General features: G+C 64.4%; 16 protein-coding genes. 7 read left to right on the forward strand and 9 right to left on the reverse strand.

The window, feature by feature from the left end:
• Positions 1-75 precede the first annotated feature (75 nt).
• From KDG50_05780 to KDG50_05800, 5 genes are all read right to left on the reverse strand, one after another.
• The gene (locus tag KDG50_05780; GenBank protein ID MCB1864919.1) at positions 76-1,776 is read right to left on the reverse strand and encodes a phosphoethanolamine--lipid A transferase; all 1,701 of its coding nucleotides are present in this window, start codon (positions 1,774-1,776) and stop codon (positions 76-78) included.
• A complete protein-coding gene (locus KDG50_05785; protein ID MCB1864920.1) occupies positions 1,770-2,039 on the reverse strand; it encodes a hypothetical protein in 270 nt (89 codons plus the stop codon). Before KDG50_05785 ends, KDG50_05780 begins: the two co-directional genes overlap by 7 nt.
• Positions 2,036-3,736 (reverse strand): phosphoethanolamine--lipid A transferase, encoded by a 1,701-nt coding sequence (locus KDG50_05790; GenBank protein MCB1864921.1) that lies wholly within the window; start codon positions 3,734-3,736, stop codon positions 2,036-2,038. Before KDG50_05790 ends, KDG50_05785 begins: the two co-directional genes overlap by 4 nt.
• The gene (locus tag KDG50_05795) at positions 3,724-5,478 is read right to left on the reverse strand and encodes a SulP family inorganic anion transporter (protein MCB1864922.1); all 1,755 of its coding nucleotides are present in this window, start codon (positions 5,476-5,478) and stop codon (positions 3,724-3,726) included. The genes KDG50_05790 and KDG50_05795 overlap by 13 nt, the downstream gene beginning before the upstream one ends.
• Before the next feature lie 302 nt (positions 5,479-5,780).
• The gene (locus KDG50_05800) at positions 5,781-6,551 is read right to left on the reverse strand and encodes a phosphatase PAP2 family protein (GenBank protein ID MCB1864923.1); all 771 of its coding nucleotides are present in this window, start codon (positions 6,549-6,551) and stop codon (positions 5,781-5,783) included.
• 93 nt (positions 6,552-6,644) lie between these two features.
• Here KDG50_05800 and KDG50_05805 point away from each other — a divergent pair, with 93 nt between their 5' ends.
• Positions 6,645-7,421, forward strand: coding sequence for a class I SAM-dependent methyltransferase (locus KDG50_05805; GenBank protein ID MCB1864924.1), 777 nt, complete (start codon positions 6,645-6,647; stop codon positions 7,419-7,421).
• A gap of 36 nt (positions 7,422-7,457) precedes the next feature.
• Here the strand turns inward: KDG50_05805 and KDG50_05810 are convergent, their stop codons facing one another.
• Complete coding sequence (locus KDG50_05810) at positions 7,458-8,273, reverse strand: hypothetical protein (GenBank protein MCB1864925.1); 816 nt, start codon at positions 8,271-8,273, stop codon at positions 7,458-7,460.
• 265 nt (positions 8,274-8,538) lie between these two features.
• On the opposite strand from KDG50_05810, the gene KDG50_05815 reads away from it, so the two are divergent.
• Genes KDG50_05815 through KDG50_05840 form a run of 6 tightly spaced genes read left to right on the forward strand, consistent with a single transcriptional unit; the run spans position 8,539 to position 15,707 of the window.
• The gene (locus KDG50_05815) at positions 8,539-9,855 is read left to right on the forward strand and encodes an efflux RND transporter periplasmic adaptor subunit (protein ID MCB1864926.1); all 1,317 of its coding nucleotides are present in this window, start codon (positions 8,539-8,541) and stop codon (positions 9,853-9,855) included.
• A 4-nt stretch (positions 9,856-9,859) separates the two neighbouring features.
• A complete protein-coding gene (locus tag KDG50_05820) occupies positions 9,860-13,009 on the forward strand; it encodes an efflux RND transporter permease subunit (GenBank protein ID MCB1864927.1) in 3,150 nt (1,049 codons plus the stop codon).
• Positions 13,002-13,601, forward strand: a complete 600-nt coding sequence (locus KDG50_05825; GenBank protein ID MCB1864928.1) for a hypothetical protein — start codon at positions 13,002-13,004, stop codon at positions 13,599-13,601. Before KDG50_05820 ends, KDG50_05825 begins: the two co-directional genes overlap by 8 nt.
• Positions 13,564-14,127, forward strand: a complete 564-nt coding sequence (locus tag KDG50_05830; protein MCB1864929.1) for a TlpA family protein disulfide reductase — start codon at positions 13,564-13,566, stop codon at positions 14,125-14,127. Before KDG50_05825 ends, KDG50_05830 begins: the two co-directional genes overlap by 38 nt.
• 51 nt (positions 14,128-14,178) lie before the next feature.
• Positions 14,179-14,391, forward strand: a complete 213-nt coding sequence (locus tag KDG50_05835) for a 4-oxalocrotonate tautomerase family protein (protein ID MCB1864930.1) — start codon at positions 14,179-14,181, stop codon at positions 14,389-14,391.
• Positions 14,388-15,707, forward strand: coding sequence for an MFS transporter (locus tag KDG50_05840; protein MCB1864931.1), 1,320 nt, complete (start codon positions 14,388-14,390; stop codon positions 15,705-15,707). The genes KDG50_05835 and KDG50_05840 overlap by 4 nt, the downstream gene beginning before the upstream one ends.
• A 431-nt stretch (positions 15,708-16,138) precedes the next feature.
• On the opposite strand, the gene KDG50_05845 is transcribed toward KDG50_05840, so the two are convergent.
• The 3 genes from KDG50_05845 to KDG50_05855 form a co-directional block, all read right to left on the reverse strand.
• On the reverse strand, positions 16,139-17,566 hold the full coding sequence (locus KDG50_05845) for a hypothetical protein (protein MCB1864932.1): 1,428 nt from the start codon (positions 17,564-17,566) through the stop codon (positions 16,139-16,141).
• 400 nt (positions 17,567-17,966) lie between these two features.
• On the reverse strand, positions 17,967-18,809 hold the full coding sequence (locus KDG50_05850) for a hypothetical protein (protein ID MCB1864933.1): 843 nt from the start codon (positions 18,807-18,809) through the stop codon (positions 17,967-17,969).
• Between the two features lie 446 nt (positions 18,810-19,255).
• Positions 19,256-19,347: IS3 family transposase (locus tag KDG50_05855; protein ID MCB1864934.1), on the reverse strand; the 92-nt coding region annotated here is incomplete at its 5' end.

Here is a 19,347-nt window from a genome sequence, read left to right on the forward strand (position 1 = left end):
GCAACTGGAAGAACGTCCTGCGACCGAGCGGCAAGACTTTTGGGATTCTCGGCTCAAAAGCCTGCCAGTACACGCTTATGGTGCGCCGGTTACGGCCTGCCGCTTCTCGAGCAAATGCGCGCGCGCGGGCTCCCTGTCATTGTAACGCAGCATGTCGACCTTCGGGTCGTAGACGCCGGTGTCGAGTTCAAAGAAACCGAGGACCGTGTGGAACAGCGAGTCGTGCGTGTACGGCGCATCCCGGGCCGCCCGCACGGCGGCAAGGTCGACACCATCCAGCGACGGACCCAGCCACAGGATCGCCGGGACGTGGGTCTGGGTCTCCGGCGCGAACTGATACGGCAGACCGTGCAGATAGACACCGTATTCGCCGAGCGACTCGCCGTGGTCGCTGAAATACAGCATGGCGGTCTCGAAACCTTCGGATTTCGATTTCAACCAGTCGATCACCTGCGCCAGGAAATGATCCGTGTACGCGATCGTGTTGTCGTAGGTATTGCCGATCTGCTCATCGGTACATTCATCGAGCTGACTGGTTTCACATTCTGGAGTGAACCGCTTGAACGCCGGCGGATAGCGCTTGTAATAGGCCGGCCCGTGACTACCCATCGAGTGCAATACAACGAGCAGGTCCCGACTGCCCTGCGCATCGACCCACTGGTCCAGTTCGTGCAACATGCCCTCGTCGCGACATTCGACATCGCAGACCGGATTGACTTCCGGCTTGCGGAAATCCTGGAACTCGACGCGGTCGGCAACGCCTTTCGAACTTGAGTTATTGTCACGCCAGAGCACGGAGACCCCCGCATTCTCCAGCACATCGAGGAGATTCTCGCGATTTCCGGCCACCTCGGCGTCATAGTTGCGCCGTCCAAGCCCCGAGAACATGCACGGCACGGAAACCGCCGTCGAGGTGCCGCAGGCGTGCACATTCGTGAAACTCACGATGTCGAGCTTCCCGAGTTCAGGAGTGGTATCGCGCGCATAGCCGTTGATGCCGAAGCGGTCGGCGCGCGCCGTTTCGCCGACGACGAGCACCAGCAGTTCGCGATCTTCGTCCACGGCCGGACGCTCGGCATCGCTTCCGACGGCGACCAGCAGCTGGTTTGGATCACGCGCATGCTTCAGCCCGCGCAGATGGCGGTACACGCTGTGCACCGGAGTGGTCGGGTTCGAGTAGTAGCGCAGCTCCTTGTGCTCACGGATAAACGACGCATAGAAATTCGACATTGGCAGCGCGGCCACCACCGCGGTCAACAGCGCTCCAACGATCAGCAAAATTCTGCGCACCAGCCCACGTCGCCAGTTCGGCGCGCGATCCAGCGAGACCCGCCATACGAACAGCGCTGGCAGCACTGCAAGCAGCACGACGTATACGAACAGTCGCGGCGTGAGGAGATCCAGCGTTTCCTGGTAGTTGGTCTCCAGGATGTTCTGGATCATCGAATCGCCGATGATGACGTTGTAGGTATCCATGTAATAGGCGCTGCTTGCCGCCAGAAACAGGAACAGCGTCAGCATGGGACGCAAGGCACGCCCGATCCCGGCGATCGCAAATAGAAGCACCAGCGCGCAGCCGAGCACCACCGCCATGGATGCGAGGTGCAGCCACAGCTGCGGGTCGTCGTTGAACGCCTGACGCGCATTGCGGAAGAACGCAAAGTTCGCGAACGCCGTCAGGAAAACGGCGGTGACGATAATGAGCGTCTCGGGCCGCAGTGACAGCCGCGTGCGGCGGCGCGCACGTGAGGGCGGATGACGGTCTGGTGTCAGCATTCGAGAACGATCCACCTGTCGAAGGCCACACATACGGTGCCGCCGATTTCCCGGAGGATGTCCTGAATCGCGCCGCCCCTCGATCGGAACCCATGGAGCGCGCTGACGGACAATCGCGAGCGTTTCACTGCGCCGTCCGGCCCATGAAAAACCATCAGGTCGGGACCGTACGCGCGTGGATAATGGGCGAAACCCGCACTCTGTTGGCGTTCCAGATCATGCAGCTGGCAGGTCATCATGCGGCGGATCTGGAGCACCGTCATGGTGCGCCGGCCATGGCCTGACGCATCTCGCGCAGATGCGCGCGTGTCGGTTCGTCGTCGGCATAGCGCAGCATGTCGAGCTTCGGCTCGTATACGCTGGTGTCGAGTTCGAAGAAGCCGAGCACGGTGTGGAACAGGGAATCGTGTGAATAAGGCTCGTGGCGCGCGGCCCGTACAGCCGCGGCATCCACGCCATCCACCGACGGGCCCAGCCACAGGATCGCCGGGACGCGGGTCTGGGCTTGGGGCGCAAACTCGAACGGCAGACCGTGCAGATACACGCCATTCTCACCAAGCGACTCGCCGTGGTCACTGAGGTACAGCATGGCGGTTTCGAATCGATCGGACTTCGGCTTCAGCCAATCGATCACCTGCGCCAGGAAATGATCGGTGTACGCAATCGTGTTGTCGTAGGTATTCCCGATCTGTCCGTTACTGCACTCGTCCAGCTGATTGGTTTCACAAACCGGCGTGAATCGTTCGAACGCCGGCGGATAGCGCTTGTAATAGGCCGGACCGTGACTGCCCATCGAATGCAGCACGATCAGAACATCCTGGCCGCCCTGCGCATCGACCCACTGGTCCAGCTCGTGCAGCATGCCCTCGTCGCGACACTCCACGTCGCAGACCGGGTTCACGTCCGGCTCGCGAAAGCTCTGAAATTCGACTCGATCCGCGACCCCCTTCGAGTCCGAGTTGTTGTCGCGCCAGAGCACGGCGACGCCCGCATGTTTGAGCACATCGAGCAGATTCTCGCGATTCGCAGCGAGTTCGGCGTCATAGTTGCGCTGCCCGAGCCCCGAGAACATGCACGGCACGGAAACCGCCGTCGAAGTGCCACAGGCATGCACATTCGTGAAACTCACGACGTCGCGCCTTGCGAGTTCCGGCGTGGTATCGCGCGCATAGTCGTTGATGCCGAAGCGGTCAGCGCGCGCCGTTTCACCGACGACGAGCACCAGCAGTTCGCGACGTTCATCGACGGCCGGCGCGCGCACATCGCGACCTACGGCGATCAGCGGTGCGTCGGCCGCGCGCGCACGACGCGGGCCGCTCAGATACCGAAGAGCGCTCGATACCGGCGTGAGCGGGTTCGTGTAGAAACGCAGCCGGCCGTGTTCATGGACAAGCGACCGGTAAAAATCGCCCAACGGCAGCACGACGGCGACCGCGGTTGCGAGCGCCGCGGCAATCAGCAGCATCCGCCGCCGCAGCCGATGCCGCCAGCCGGGTGCGCAATGCACGGGCGTTCGCCAGACAAACCACGCCGGCAACAAGCCCAGCACCGTCACGTAGGCAAACAGGCGGGGCGTCAGGACATCCAGCGTTTCCTGATAGTTGGTCTCCAGGATGTTCTGGATCATCCCGTCGCCGACGAAGACGTTGTAGGTGTCCATGAAATAGGCGCTGACGGCGGCCACCAGCAGAAGCAGGGTCAGCACGGGGCGCAACGCACGCCCGATCGCCGTGATCGCAAGCAGCAGCACCAACGCGCAGCCGAGCACCGCCGCCACGGACGCGAGGTGCAGCCACAGCTGCGGGTCGTCGCGAAACGCCCGATGGGCATTGCGGAAGAATGCGAGGTTCGTAAACGCCGCCAGAAAGACGGCGACGATGATGATCAGCGTCTCGGACCGAAGTGACAGCTGCGCGCGTGAGTGCGCGGGCGACGACAGCCTCTCGACTAGCGCCGGCATTCGAGGAAGATCCGCTTGTCGCAGGCCTCGCAGACCTTGCGGTCGAGCTTCTGGAAGATGCCGTGTATCGCCGCGGTCTTTGACTGGAACACATTGCGCGCACCGGTCGCGTCCATGCAGCCGCAGCTCTCGAGCGATTCCCAGAGGTCTTCCTTGACGCCGACCAGATAGAAGCCACCGTCTCGCAATCGCCGCTTGGCTTCGCCCGCGAGCACCGCCCCGCCCTGCAAGTCGACGAAGTTGATGCCGTCGGCCACCACGGCAAGGTGCTTTTGCGCGGGGTTCTCGGCCCGAAGGCGATCGAAGTAGCGCTCGACGTGACCGGCGGAACCAAAGAAGATAGAGCCATCGATCCGCACGAAACGCAGTTGCGGACATTGCGGCAGGTCGGGATCGCTCGAGAACGCGCGGTTCGGCAGGCGCGGGTCAGGCGTGCGCGTGAAGATGCGCGGCTTGGAGACCCGCTCGAGGTACAGGACCAGCGACAGCAGAACGCCGGCGAAGATCGCGAATTCCAGTTCGAGAAACAGCGCCGAAAGGAAGGTGACCGCGAGCACGCCGGTCTCCCGCCGCGAGGCATGCAGGATGTGGCGGATCTCGCGAAAGTCGATCAATCCCCATGCCACCAGAAACAGCACGCCGGCCATTGCCGCCTTCGGAAGATGACTCGCCAGCGGAGCCACCAGCAGCACGATGATCATTAGCAGCAGGCCGGCCATGACCGCGGCCAGCGGTGTGCGCGCGCCCGACTCGAAATTCAGGCCGCTGCGGTTGAACGAGCCGGTCGCGACATAGCCCGAGAAGAACGAGCCCGCGACGTTGGAAAGCCCCTGGCCGATGAACTCCTGATTGCCGTCGATGCGGTAACCGCCACGCGCAGCAAGCGCACGGCCGATCGAGACCGCCTCGGTCAGTGCGAACAGCGTCACGGCCAGCGCGGTCGGCGCCAGATGCTTGATGGCATCGAGCGTAAAGGTCGGCGAAGACAGCGGCGGCAGGCTCGCCGGCAGGGCACCGACCGTGGCGATCGTCTGATGGCCGGGTCCGAGCACAGCCTCGAGGATCGCCGCGAGGATGCCGCCGGCCAGCATCGCGGCGATCATATACGGCACCCGCGGCACCCAGCGCTTGAACGCGATGCCGGTTGCCAGCGTCGCCGTGGCCACGGTGGCCGCGGCCCAGTTCGTCTCGCCGACATGCTCCCAGAACACCCGCAGGATGTCGTGAAAATGCCCGCCGCTGTCCATCTCGATGCCGAAGAAATGCTTGAGCTGCTTGACCGCAATCAGGATGGCGGCCCCGGCCGTGAACCCCACCACGACCGAGTGCGAGATGAAATTCACCAGCGCGCCGAGCCGGGCGAACCCCAGCGCCAATTCCAGCACGCCCACCATGAAGGTGAGCGTGAGCGCCAGCGCGACATATTCCGGCGAGGCCGGCACCGCCAGTACGGACAGTGACGAGAACAGCACGACCGACGCGGCGGTCGTCGGGCCCGACACCAGATGTCGCGACGAGCCGAACAGCGCGGCGACGATCGCGGGCACGATGCCCGCGTACAGGCCGTACTCCGGCGGCATGCCGGCGATGGTCGCGAACGCAACGCCCTGCGGCAGCACGACGATCGCGCCGGTCAGCGCGGCGAGCGCGTCCGCCTTGAGGTCGGCCCGGCGCACGCCGGGCAGCCACTCCATGAAGGGCAGCATCCAGCGCAGCGCGCCGGGGGCCGTAAACCTGGACATGTTCAGTTCTGGAACGGGATGATCCGCAGGGAAGAATTACAGCGAAAACGCCTGAACCGCGGACCGCCGGTGTGGACGCCGCGGCACGACACACGACACGGCAGTCGGTGTCAGGGCCGGCCCGACGATCTGGAAACGCCGCCCCGGGAGAGGCCGCCGCGCTGCAAAAGTGCAGCAATCGGGTCGAAGTGGAAACAGGCGACTGCCAATGACTCGGTCATCAGCGCCTGACATGATACTGTCACGGCCCCGGACAATTCCATGACCGGGCGCATTGCGCCGGGCCATTTCGTCTGGTTCCGTCACCGGCGGCGCGCTGGCGTCCGGGCGACTCCTCGCGAGAAGGCGGGCCCGGGCAATCGCCGGCGCAGGGTCCACGCATCCGTGGCCCAGGCGATCATCCAGCACAGCCAGGCCGTCGTCAGGTCGTGCGAAACGAAATGCGCTCCGCGGACCCACTGTGTAAGTGCGAAAACACCGCCGATCACCAGCGGTGCCAGAAGCGCGCGCCGCGCGCGTCCCGGGCGATGTCGCCGCACGGCAAAAAACAGTGCGAAGAGCGCGAATCCCGCCGAACTGTGTCCGCCGGGAAAGCAGTGCCCAGGCGCAAGATCCACCGGGCGGGCATCGAACAGCGTGAAATGGGGCCTGTCGCCGCCGAACTCATCCACCGACCACGGACAGTCCAGGCCCGAGATGTGCTTGCCAATGTTCACGCTCAACACACTGAGCGCAACCGCAAGCACCGTATAGGCGAATGTCGACCGATAGGGCGCGAGCCGCGCGGCGCGGTGTGACGCCGCCCAGAGCAACAGCAGCCCGCCAGCCAGAATCTGCATGATCAGGCGTCCGCCATCGTGGAGAACGGTTTGCGTCCAGAAGAAATGCCGCAGGGGAAATCCCCCGCCGGGCCCATCGGCGAGCCAGTGCGCGACGACCCGGTCCAGCCCGCCGAGCTGAAGCAACGCAAAGGCCGTGACAAAAGCAATCGTCGGCCACATCCACAGCGCCCGTTCGGACAGGATGCCGGCAAAGGATTCGAGTCTGACAGCGCGCAGAGTGGCTATGGACACAACGGAACCCGGGAAGTCGACCATTCGATGACCGCAATTACAGCCCCCCTGGCTTAAGTCCGGGTTAAGTGTCGAGGCGGATGCTTGGCATCCATGGAATCGAAACTGCACTCCGTACCCGGGACCGGCTGGCGATTGCCAGCGACGCAACCGGCGAGCCATGCGGGCGGCGCATCAGGCCTACGGACCCGCCGACCATCGCCGACCACCGCGCAGCACGACTACGAACTCACCCGCCAGCGATTTGCCTCGCCAGCAGCGGCCTCGCGATATGCCACCCGGCACGGGGCGAAGGACTGGCGAAACCGGCGCGAACTCGCGCTGATCCTGCATGCGTTTTCGGACCTGCCCGCCGGCAGCCAGGTGCTCGATCTGCCCTGCGGGGCCGGACGGGCCGCGATCGCACTGGCGGGGCAAGGCTACGCGGTCGAGGCCGCGGATGCGGCCGCGGACATGGTCGAGGTCACACGCCGGATCGCGGCCGAACATGGCGTGGGCTCGATCCAGTTCAGCGTGCGCGACGTGCTGGCGACAGGGCTACCCGACGGGGTGTTCGACGCAGTGCTCTGTAACCGCCTTCTGCACCACTACCGCAGTGCCGGACTGCGCACGCAGGTGCTGCGTGAATTGCGACGGGTAAGCCGCGGGCCAATCGTGGCGTTCTATTTCCTTCGCACGCCGCTTAGCTGGCTGAGCTTCGATCTGAAAAACCGCATCAAGGGCAAACGGCCTGCCGACCGCATACCGATCACACGCGGCCAGCTCGAAGCGGAAGCGGCCGCGGCCGGACTGCGCGTGCGTTCGATCCTGCGCGTGCGTGCCCTGCTGTCCCCGCAGTGCTACGTCATCCTTGACCCGCTCGACGAATAGCGGGAACCCGGTACCATCGACAGCTCGGCTTCCCGGTCAGCGAGTGCGGACCGCCGCGCTTCGCTGCCAGAAATGCATCAGCGCGCCGACGAGCGCAAACGCGACGAGGTGTGACAGGTAGAGCCCGACCGTCAGCGCATCGCCGGTGATCGCGTCGCGATGCAGCGCAACCACGATGAGATCCAGCACGGCGGCGGCAATCATCAGCGTCGCAATGTGGCGCAATCGGCTCCACTCGCGATCCACGGCAAACCACAGCAGACCGGCGCCGAACACCCCGAACCAGATCGTGAACACACGCACCATCAGCACGCCGGTCGGCCACGGCCAGTGCTCGACGATTGCGCGCGGGTAGAACAAAAACACGGTGCAAACGGCGAAGATCAGAGCACCGACAACGATGGCCGTACGTCGGGTTGCGTTCGTGACGGGAGTGTTGACCCGCCAGTTCGCACCCCGACGTTCCTGCAGCCAGTAGACCGCCAGCGCCAGCAATGGCGCACCGATGTACACCACGAGCCAGTAAACGAGTTTGATGCCGGCAGTGAACTTGTCGACATGCACGAGTGTGATGATCGCGATCACCACACCGGCCGGAACCAGCACCGGAACCAGCACCCGGGCGGGCTCCCAGACCCCGCGCCAGGTCAACAGCCCCACGACGATCGCGCCACTCAAATACAGCGCACCGAGCAGCGCCGCATTGATCGGCGGAGTGATGGTCCAGAAGAACCACTCGGCCGTGCGATCCGGAAAACCGATCAGGATGACGGCGCCCGCCAGCGCATTGACCGCCACAAACGCGAACACGACGCGCGTAAACAGGTTCATTGGCGTGTCGAACGTGCTCATTGCGCCCTCACGGGTTTCCACATGGCCATCTTCCAACGATCGCTGACAGGCCCGGCCAGAGCCGGCGTAAAGCCAGCATAGCAAGGCCATCGCGCAACGCGAACGCTGTCGCGCCGACTTGACCCAGCCCCGGGATGCAGCGCCTGTGGAGCGGGTGCCGCAGAGTTGATGTCACCACACAATGGCGCCCCGGTTGCGCCATACTTGAGCGACCCGCAGCACCGCCAATCAGCGCTGATTTCGCATATTTTCTGGGGAATTTCCGATGTCCGCCAATCCCGCTCCGGGCTGGAAACGCCTGCTGATCCTTCCGCCCGTCGCCATCGGCATCGCGGCGCTGGTCTGGATGGTCTCGGGCCGACAACCACCGGCCAGGGTCGATGTCGCCGAGCAGGCGCGGGTCGTGCGCGTACTGTCCGTCGAGCCCCGCGATCTCGTTCCCCGCGCCACTGGTTACGGGCCGGTGTCGCCGGCCCAGGTCTGGTCGGCCGTCGCACAGGTCAGCGGCCAGATCGTCGAGATGCACCGGGAACTCCGCGATGGCGAGGTCCTGCCCGCGGAAACCGTGCTGCTGAAAATCGATCCGGCCGACTATGAGCTCGCCCTCGCCCGGGCCCGGGCGGCACTGACCGAACTGGACGTTCAGGAGACCAACGCGCGCAAGTCGCTGGAGCTCGAGCAGGCCAGCCTCAAACTCGCCGAGACCGAGCGTGACCGCCAGCAACGTCTCGCCAAGCAGGGCACGACCTCGCGCAGCAGTGCTGACGAAGCAGAACGCGCGGTGCTTTCGGTGCAGAACGCCGTGCAGAACCTGCGCAATACGCTTGGCCTGATCCCCATACAGCGGCGTTCATTGCAGACGCAAGTGGCCCAAGCCGAGCTGGATCTCTCGCGCTGCGTGATCCGCGCACCGTTCAACCTGCGGGTCGCCGCGCTCGCCGTCGAACGCGACCAGTTCGTGAGCAAGGGCCAGACACTGTTTCGCGGCGATTCGGTGGAGCGTGTCGAAGTCGTCGCGCAGTTCCCCCTGGCCGAGCTGCGCACGCTGTTCGTCGGCCGCGAGCGTCCGGACTGGAGCGTGGAGCAACTGAACGAACGGCTCACACAGTTCGCCGGTTTTTCCCCGGTGCTGCGACTCGACATGGGCGGACACATCGCCCAGTGGGATGCCGAGTTCGTACGCTTCACCGACAGCGTCGACGCCACCACGCGCACGCTCGGGCTGGTGGTTGCCGTGGATGCCCCGCTGCAGAAGGTCATTCCGGGCGAACGACCGCCGCTGTCGAAGGGAATGTTCGTCGAAGTCCGGCTCAGCGGCCGGGTGCAGCCCGGCCGGCTGCTGATACCGCGTGCAGCCGTGCGTGATGGCGCGGTGCTGATCGCGAACGCCGAAGACCGTCTGGAGCGCCGATCGGTCGAGGTTCTGTTCTATCAGGAGACACTGGCCGTCGTGGGAGCGGGACTGACCGCAGGCGACCGTGTGGTGCTGACGGACCTCGTACCAGCCGTTCCGGGCATGCTGCTGCGTCCGCAACCGGATGCCGAGGCCGCCGCCGAAGTCGCGCGCGCCGCCGGAGTCTGAACCCGTGATCCGCTGGTTCGCGCATCACCAAACCGCCTCGAACCTGCTGATGGCGGCGATCGCGATTCTCGGACTGGTGAGTGTCTCGGCCTTGCAGCGCGAGACCTTTCCGCGGCTGGAATCCGATCGCGTCGAAGTTCGGATTGTCTATCCGGGCGCGACTTCCGAAGATGTCGAGGATGCGTTGTGCAGGCGCCTCGAGGACGCCATTGAAACCGTCACCCATCTGCGCGAAATACGCTGCGAGGCGCGCGAGGCGATCGCGATCGCCACGGCACGCATGGACGAAGGCGAGGACATCGTGCGCTTCCTCGATGACATCAAGACCGAGGTCGACGCGATCGACGACTTTCCCTCCGGCATCGAACAGCCGGTCGTCGCCGAACTCGGCCGCACCGACCAGGTGATCTCGGTCGCCGTCACGGGGCTCGACGACCCCGTCGCGCTGAAGGCCTACGCGGAGGATCTCAAGGCGCGTATGCGCACGCTCGGCACCATCGCCGACATCACGGTCCGCGGCTTCTCTGATCATCAGTTGCGCGTGGAACTGTCTGCCGCCCGCCTGCGGCAGTTTGGTCTGTCAGTCAGCGACATCGGCAACGCCATTGCGCGCAACAGCGTCACTGCGCCCGTAGGACAGATCGACGGCGCTACCGAAGAGATCCTTCTGCGTTTTGACGACCAGCGCAAGACCACTCAGGCGCTGCGCGATCTGGTCGTGATTTCGGGCAGCGCGGGCGGCGCGATCCGGCTCGGCGACATCGCCACGATCGTCGACCAGTTCGAAGACGACAACACGAAGATCCTTTTCGACGGGCGACGCGCGGCGCTGCTGGATATCAGCAAGACACCGCGCCAGGACGTTCTGGACGTCTACCAGGAGGTCAAACAGTTCATCGCGGCCGAGCGCGTGCGTGCTCCACCCGGACTGACGCTCGAACTGACCCAGGATCGCGCTTCGGTCGTGCAGGATCGCCTGGACATGCTCGTGACCAACGGCGCGCAGGGCCTGGTGCTGGTGTTCCTGGTCCTGTGGCTGTTTTTCAGCTTCCGTTACAGCTTCTGGGTGACGATGGGTCTGCCCGTGTCGTTCCTCGGCGCACTGGTCGTGCTGCCCATGCTCGGCATCACCGTCAACATGATCTCCATGGTGGGGCTGCTGATCGGAATCGGCCTGCTCATGGACGATGCCATCGTGATCGCCGAAAACGTCGCAGCACGACTGGCGCGCGGCGAAAAACCCCTGGCCGCGGCCACCAACGGCGTGGTGGAGGTGTTGCCGGGCGTGCTGTCGTCGTTTGCAACGACCGTGCTCGTGTTCGGGTCGCTGGCGTTCATCACCGGCGAGATCGGTCAGGTTCTGCGCGTGCTGCCGGTTGTTCTGATTCTTGTGCTCTCGGTGAGTCTCGCCGAGGCCTTTCTGATTCTGCCGAACCACCTCGGTCACTCCCTCGCGCATCAAAGGCCGGCGGGCGCAACCGGCTTTCGAGCGGCATTCGAACGGGCCTTCGACCGGCTGCGCGAGCGTGGCGTCGGCCGCGTGCTCGACGCGGCCATCGAGTACCGCTATCTGACGCTCGGGATCGTGCTCATGCTCGCGGTGCTCGCCGTCGCGATGCCGGCATCTGGAAAGCTGAAATTCGTCGGATTCCCGGAGATCGAGGGCGATCTGCTCGAGGCACGCGTGCTTCTGCCACAAGGCACCCCGCTGGCTCGCACCGAAGCACTGGTCCGGCACATCGAACAGGCCGCGCGAACGGCGCAGGCGGAATTCGACCCGCTGCAGCCCGACCGACGGCCACTCGTGCAACACATCACCGTCATCTTCGGCGAAAACCCGGACGCCTATGAGACCGGGCCGCACGTGGCGCGCGTGCTCGTTGACCTGCTGAGCACGGAGATCCGCGCAACGCGACTCGCCGATTTTGCGGCGCACTGGCGCGACGAGATCGGTTCACCGCCGGACGTGATTGCGCTCAACGTTACGGAACCGACCATCGGACCGGGCGGCCGCGCCATCGACCTGCGTCTGTCCGGTGGCGACCTCGAAACACTGAAACGCGCGGCGCTCGATCTGCAGGAGTGGATCGGCAGTTTCCGCGGCGTCGTGAACCTGTCCGATGATCTGCGGCCCGGCAAGCCGGAGATCCGTCTGCGACTGAAACCGGACGCAGGCGTGCTCGGCGTCACCGCCGCCAGCGTGAGCGAGCAGGTCCGCGCGGCGTTTCAGGGCATCACCGTCGACGAGTTTCCGAACGGCGCGGAGACCTACGAGGTCGATGTTCGTCTGTCTGCCGCGGATCGATCGAATCCGGGCGCACTTGCAGCGCTGACCATTGCCGGTCCCGGCGGCGCACGCATTCCGCTTCCGGTGGTCGTCTCGCTCGAGCCCGCGCGCGGCTGGGCACGCATCCAGCGTGTCGATGGACAACGGACCGTCAGCGTGCAGGGCGAGGTCGAGGCCGACATTGCCAATGCCCAGGAACTGCTGAACCTTGCGAAACGCGAGGTCTTCGACTCGCTGCGTGAGCGCTATCCGGGACTCGAAATCGGCATCGAAGGCCAGAGCGCCGAATCCGCACAGACCGGCAAATCCATGGCCCGCAACGTCCTGCTCGGCCTGCTCGGTGTCTACATGCTGCTGGCGTTGCAGTTTCGCGGGTATCTCGCACCGATCACGGTCATGCTCGTGATACCGACGTCGCTGATCGGCGTTGTCTTCGGCCACCTGCTCATGGGGCTCGACATGACCATGCCGAGCATGGTCGGGATGGCGTCACTGTTCGGCGTCGTGGTCAACGATTCGATTTTGCTGGTCGTGTTCATACGCCAGGCGCGTATTGCGGGCGCAACGGTCGTGGATGCCGCGAAGCGGGCCGGGCGCGACCGATTCCGGCCGATCCTGCTGACGTCGATCACCACGATCGCCGGCCTGATGCCGCTGTTGCTCGAACGCAGCACCCAGGCGCAGATTCTGATCCCACTGGCCGTGAGCCTGGCATTCGGTCTGCTGGTCGCAACGGTGACCGCGTTGTTCCTGGTGCCGGCGCTGTATTGCATCCTCGATGATTTCAATGCCCTGGGCGCGCTCGACGAGGAGCCGGACTCGGGCCTGGGTACGGACGAAGCTGATAAACTCCCGGCGCATGCCTGAACCGCACCTCCCGATTCCCCGCGCGCGAAACCGGTTCGCGCGCCGCGTCACAGCAGCGCTGCTGTGCGCCGGCGCCTGTGTTTCGGCAACTGGCGCGGAGCGCCGTCTGAATACCCAGACGAACACTTGGAACTGGACGCAGGTCGCGGACGGATTCAGCATCGAACTCGTGCAACTGCATGGCGACTACGTCAGCGCGGTATTCGGGTCCAAGGGATTCACCGAAGCGATGCTCGACGAACTGGGGCGCTACTGCTACTACGGCACCATCGTGCGCAATGTCAGTGACGAGGCCATCCACATGCGCGTCGCGGACTGGTTTGCGCGCACCGCGGACGGCCGGGACGTTCCGCTGAAGACCAAGGCCGACTGGATCGCGGACTGGGCCGCGGCCGGCGTACCGTTCAAGTGGCTGATGCTCGCCGACGACGTGACGTTCGAGAAGAATGACTGGATTCAGGGCTTCAGCTCCGTACAGCTTCCGCGCGACGCAAAGTTCGACTTTCACTATGTATGGCATGTCGAGGGCCAACGTCATGAAGCCGTTATCAACGATGTCGAGTGTCCGCCCGCGCACCTGCCGGCCCGCTAGTCTTTCCCGGTTCGGCGTTGCGCTGGCCCTGTTGCTGACGCTCGGGTCCGCGACGGCCGACGAAAAGCTCGATCACACCCTGTCGCCGGTTGCGACACCTGTCGAGGCCCCGGCGTTCCGGCTCAAGGACATGGACGGCAGCGAGATGGCGCTGGCCGATTTCCGTGGCAAGGTCGTCCTGCTGAATTTCTGGGCGACGTGGTGCCCGCCCTGCCGACGCGAAATGCCCTCGATGGAACGTGTTCACCAGGAGCTGAATGCCGGGCCGTTTTCCGTCATCGCGATCAACGAGTACGAAAGCCCGGATCACGTCTTTGCCTACGTCGGCCAGCTTTCGACCGATCCGACCTTCCCGATCCTGTTCGATCCGGACAGCGCGGTCAGCGAGCTCTACCAGGTGCGCGGACTGCCGACGACGTATCTCATCGACAAGCACGGCCGCATCCGTTACCGGGCGATCGGCGGGCGTGAATACGATCACCCCGAAGTCCTTGGAACCATCCGCGCGCTGATGGCGGAAGACTGACGAACCGGCCCATCTGTGGTGCAATGTGGCATCCGCTGCCGGAGCACCATCATGCCGTACGTCAACATCCGCATCACGCGTGAAGCCACGCCCGTCAGCGCCGAGCAGAAAGCCGCCCTGATTCGCGGCGTGACCGATCTGATCCACGACATTCTCGGCCGCAACAAGGCGACCACGGTCGTGACGATCGACGAACTCGACACCGACAACTGGGGCGTCGGCGGCGAAAGCGTCACGGCCATGCGGGCACGTCCAAAGAAATGATCACGCCCGCGGTCCGGCGCCGCTTTGCACGCCTGCGCTGGACGATCTACACGCTGCTCGTGCTGTCCTACGTCGGCGTGTTCTTCCACCGTATGGCGCCCGGTGCGGTCGCCGCCGACCTTATGTCGGCCTTCCAGACGACCGGCGCCGCACTCGGCTCGCTGGCGGCGATGTACTACTACGTCTACACCGCCATGCAGATTCCCTCGGGCGTGCTCGCGGACACGCTCGGTCCGCGCGTTGTGGTCACGATCGGTGCCGCCGTTGCGGGCGCCGGCTCGATCGTGTTCGGCCTGGCGCCGGACTTCACCATCGCCTCGGTCGGACGATTTCTGGTCGGGCTCGGTGTATCCGTGATCTTCATCGGGCTGATGAAGGCCAACACGCTGTGGTTCAGCGAGCGACGCTATGGAATGATCTCGGGCGTGACCATTCTGATCGGCAATCTCGGCGCGATCTTCGCCGCGGGTCCGCTCGCCCTGCTGCTTCAGCAGTTCGAATGGCGCGACGTGTTTGTTGGCGCGGGCGTCATCTCGCTGGTGCTCGCCCTGCTCACGGCCATGTTTGTTCGCAACCGCCCGCAGGATGTCGGCCTGCCCTCCGCGCGCGAACTCGAAGGCCTGCCGCCGCACGCGCCACGCGAACAGCACTGGCTGCGCGATCTGCGCGAAGTGCTGTCGCGCCGCGCGGCCTGGCCCGGCTTCTGGTTCAACCTCGGCGTAATCGGAAACATGTTTGCGTTTGCCGGGCTCTGGGGAATCCCCTTGATGCGCGACGTCCACGGGCTGTCGCGCACCGACGCCAGCCTCTACACCACCGTGACGCTCGCCGGCTTCGCCGTGACCGCATTGCTGGCGGGACTGTTGTCAGACGCCATCGGCCGGCGCAAGCCGCTGATCGTCGGAGCGGGCGCCCTGTCCGCGCTCGCCTGGGCACTGCTCGCATGGCTCGACTGGGCACCCGGTCCGCTCGCACTGGCCCTGTATGCCCTGCTCGGCATTGCCGCCGGCGGGTTTGTGCTCACCTTTGCCGTGGCCAAGGAAGTGCAACCGCCCGGTGTCTCGGGCATGGCCATCGCGGTCGTGAATACCGGGCTTTTTCTCGGCGCCGCGATCATGCAGCCCGCATTTGGCTGGATGCTCGATCTCGGCTGGAGCGGCGAGCTGATCGACGGCGCGCGACACTACACGTGGAGCGACTTCCAGCGTGGTCTGTGGCTTTCGTTTGGTTTTGCGCTGTTCGGGCTTCTAGCGGGCCTGCGCCTGCCCGAGACGTTTTGCCACAACATCACCGTGGCGAAACCCGCCGGTCACTAACGGCAAAGCTGGCGATCCGGCTCGCCCGGACCAACATCGATCTGCGCACCGATACGAACGTTTGGGTGTGATCAATGGTGCGTGATACGCAACCTACCATTGTCAACCGCGTAGGGAGCGCACGGCGCACCGATACGAACGTTTGGGCGTGGTCAATGGTGCGTGATACGCACCCCGCTATTGTCGGCCGCGTCGTGTGCGCACCGCGCACCGATACGAACGTCTGGGCGTGGTCAATGGTGCGTGATACGCACCCCGCTATTGTCAGCCATGTAGGGTGCGCACCGCGCACCGATACGAACGTCTGGGCGTGGTCAATGGTGCGTGATACGCACCCCGCTATTGTCAGCCATGTAGGGTGCGCACCGCGCACCAGATACAACTGTTTGGTGCGCCGTGCGCACCCTACCATTGTCAACCCGCTCGTTGGATCAGCGGCAGAGTTGCCGGTCAGGCTCGTTTGCACCCACGTTGATCTGCGTGCTGAGATTTCCGTCGAGAACAAACGGCACACCCGCCGAACTGACAACGCTCATGACCTGCAGATAATGCAGGCCGTAGGCATAGATCCTGAGCATCATCAGCACCTGCGTGGTCTGCGAAATTCTCATGGTCTGCTGCTCCACGCGACCGCTGGGATCGGTGTGCTGCAAGGTCAGAAGGCCGCCGAAGAAATCCCGCGTCAGCGACGCCGCCACCACAAAATCCATGAGTGCGCAGATATCGCTTGAACCGGCCCCATGGCGGATACCGATCCGGATTGTGCGCAGCGTTGCCGACAGCAACGGGTCGGGCTGCGTCTCTCGCAGCGGCATGTCCTGCGGTATTCGCCGGGCGATGTTTTCGGGCTCGGGAGCGACCGTGCGCATCTGCGGCACGTTCGGTACATTCACAACGATCGGCGCTGTGTTCGGATGCGCGCCAGTTCCTGGCTGAGCGGAGAGCGTGGGCGGCGGCTGCGGGCTGCGCACCGCAATGTCGGTTGAACTGCCGGGAATGCCGGTGCCGAACGCATCATGTCCCGTCAGGTTGTGCGAGCCAACCATCGCGACCTTCGTGTCTTCATCCTCGAGTTCCCACTGACCGGCGGATGACTGCCGGTTGTCCGTTGAATCGGAATCCGCCTGTTTCTTCTTCGGCACCTGCGGCTGCGTGGCCGAGGTGCCGTCCGGGTTCAGGATCACAATGCCCAGCACCGGAATCTTCAGATCAAACAGAGCGATCGCCGGCCGTTGGCGTTTGCCCTTGCCCTCAACGACATCAACGTAGATGGAAAGGCGCACACGCTGCGTGCCACCGCCCGCGGTCTTTTTCAGCACCACGGCATCGACAACGGCATCACCAAGTTTGTCCTTGGCGGTAATCGTCAGGCCGGCCGCGGAATTCTGTTTGGCGGAAACGATCGACTCTCCCCGCAGCACCTCGACCGAACCGTTCACGATCCGGTATTCCTCGGGCATGCGGACGAACTGATACTGACGCTTGTGCATCGTCAGCGAGCGGTTGTCCGTCTCGCCGCTGACCTTCACATCCGTGAAGTGGTTGAACGGCGTGGTGCCCAGCCGGCCACCGCGAAGGTCGACCTTGCGCACATTGCCGGAAACGGTGATGGTCGCCTCCCCCTCGCCGATCGCGCGAATCAGCAGATGCGGACTGCGACCCTCGACCCACTCGCCCGTCGCGACATCAGGGTTCGAACTCTCAACCTTGACCTTGCCATCGATCGGGATGCGGCTTAAATGGTTCGTGGAAGTCTCGCCGAGCGCAAGTTCCAACGCGTCCTTGTCGTCATCGGCCGAAGCGAACTGAGGCGCGAGCACCGCCAGACCGAGCGCAAGCATCGCTACGAATCGCGACACAGGCCGGCCGAATGACCGAATCCGAATGGAATCTGAATGGATACTTGGCGCTGGTCTGTACATGCGTCTGCCCCGCTGATGGCGCGAACCACACGCGCGACGCACGCCCGGCCCGTAAAACCCTGCCATACCCCGGGTTCGCCGGGGCATACCTCCTTGAATACTAGCAGGCCGGCAATGAACCCCGGCCGGCCGGCACCGAACTCATTGATTCACCCGATCCCACTAGGCACTGCGCAGGGCCCACGCGGAAATGCGGAGACGGTGACCGCTCCGCGCGCTGCACGAAGCGCATCGCACCGCTCCGATGCGGTCTGGTTTGCGCAAATGCGGGGCGCGTCGGAACCCGGCGTGGGTTAGCTGGCGACCGGGGCCAAATCCCGGTCGCCAGGTTCGTAGCCTAGTTCCTGCGGCGGCGATGGCGTGCAGCCACCACGCCCAGTGCAAGACCGGTCAGACCCAAGCCGATGACCGTCAACGCTGGCACCAGCCGGGGCAGCACCACCCAGGCCTCGGCCTGGGCGCTGTCCTGGTCTGCGGTGGCGGTCGCCACGTTGTGCACGGCAGAGTGCATCAGGTCCATGCCGGTCAACGCGTGCGAGCCGGTGCAGATTTCGGAGGCCCCGGGGACCAGCGAAGGAATCGGATTGCCGCTCGGGCAGATCACCGACGCGAGTAGCGGATCGGACACAACGATGTTCGTCAGGGTTGTCGTCGACCCGGTGTTGGCGACCGACAGCACATAGTTGATCGGTTCGCCGGGATCCGCCAGACCATTTCCGGATGTGTCCACGAATTCGCCCGATTTGCTCAGCGACAGCTCGGTGCATGCCTGCGCCGCGTCAGGAACGACGACCTGGAATACCACTGGATTCACAGTCGGATTACACGCACCGGTCTCAAGCACGCTGATCAGGAACGTGCCCACGCCGGCGTTAATGAACAGGTACGGACTTCCCGCCGATGTGGCGCCGAGGATAAAGTTTGGAATCACAAATGGGGGAGTCCCGCCCACAGGGTCCGAGCCCACGACGGCCGTAGCCGTAATGTCGTAGGTCGTCCCCGGACACGCACCTGTTTCGAGGGCGCCGGGAATCTGGACCGTGAAGATGCCGTTTGGTGTATAGGTTGGCTCCCCGAACTGGCAGGTAGGGGAGTTAATCGTACCCGCGCTGGCATCGAACGAATCCCCAGGCACCTGCGCGGGGGCCAGAGTGCCGGCTGTAAGCAGCGAGATGAACACTGCCCCGGACAGCGACGACGAAAGCCGTGAACCTGAATGAACCCGTGACATTGAAAGACCCCTTTGATCTGAAAGACCGCGACGCCGCGTGGCAGGATCGCAAAACTTAAGATTTGCCGTGTTGATCCCAACGGCGCCCGGCGCGGGGTCCTTCCCGGATTGCCCGGTGCCCATCGCACTTCCCGATCGTCGGGTTGCGGCGCGCGTGCAGGGTGGAAAATAGCATCCTGAGGCCTTGACCGAAAGCCCCACGACGCGGTGCAAACCCGGCGATCACAGAGCCCCGTATGGCCGAAGCTCCCCCGGGGCGCCGACAAAACGCGCAAAACACGCTGTTCTGGATCAGGTGGAATAACAGCCTATGCGCAGCTCACGGCGGGCCATCGACCATGGCGCGCTGGACCACCACGGTGGGGAGTTCCTACGCAAAAGTGGACACCCGTTGGTTAGTTGCACTGGCGTTCAAACTCGATCGGTGAGCGGTAACCGAGCGCGGAGTGCAACCGCTCCCGGTTGTAGAACTCGATGTACGATCGCA

The sequence above is a fragment of the Chromatiales bacterium genome (assembly GCA_020445605.1).
Taxonomy (GTDB): Bacteria; Pseudomonadota; Gammaproteobacteria; order JAGRGH01; family JAGRGH01; genus JAGRGH01.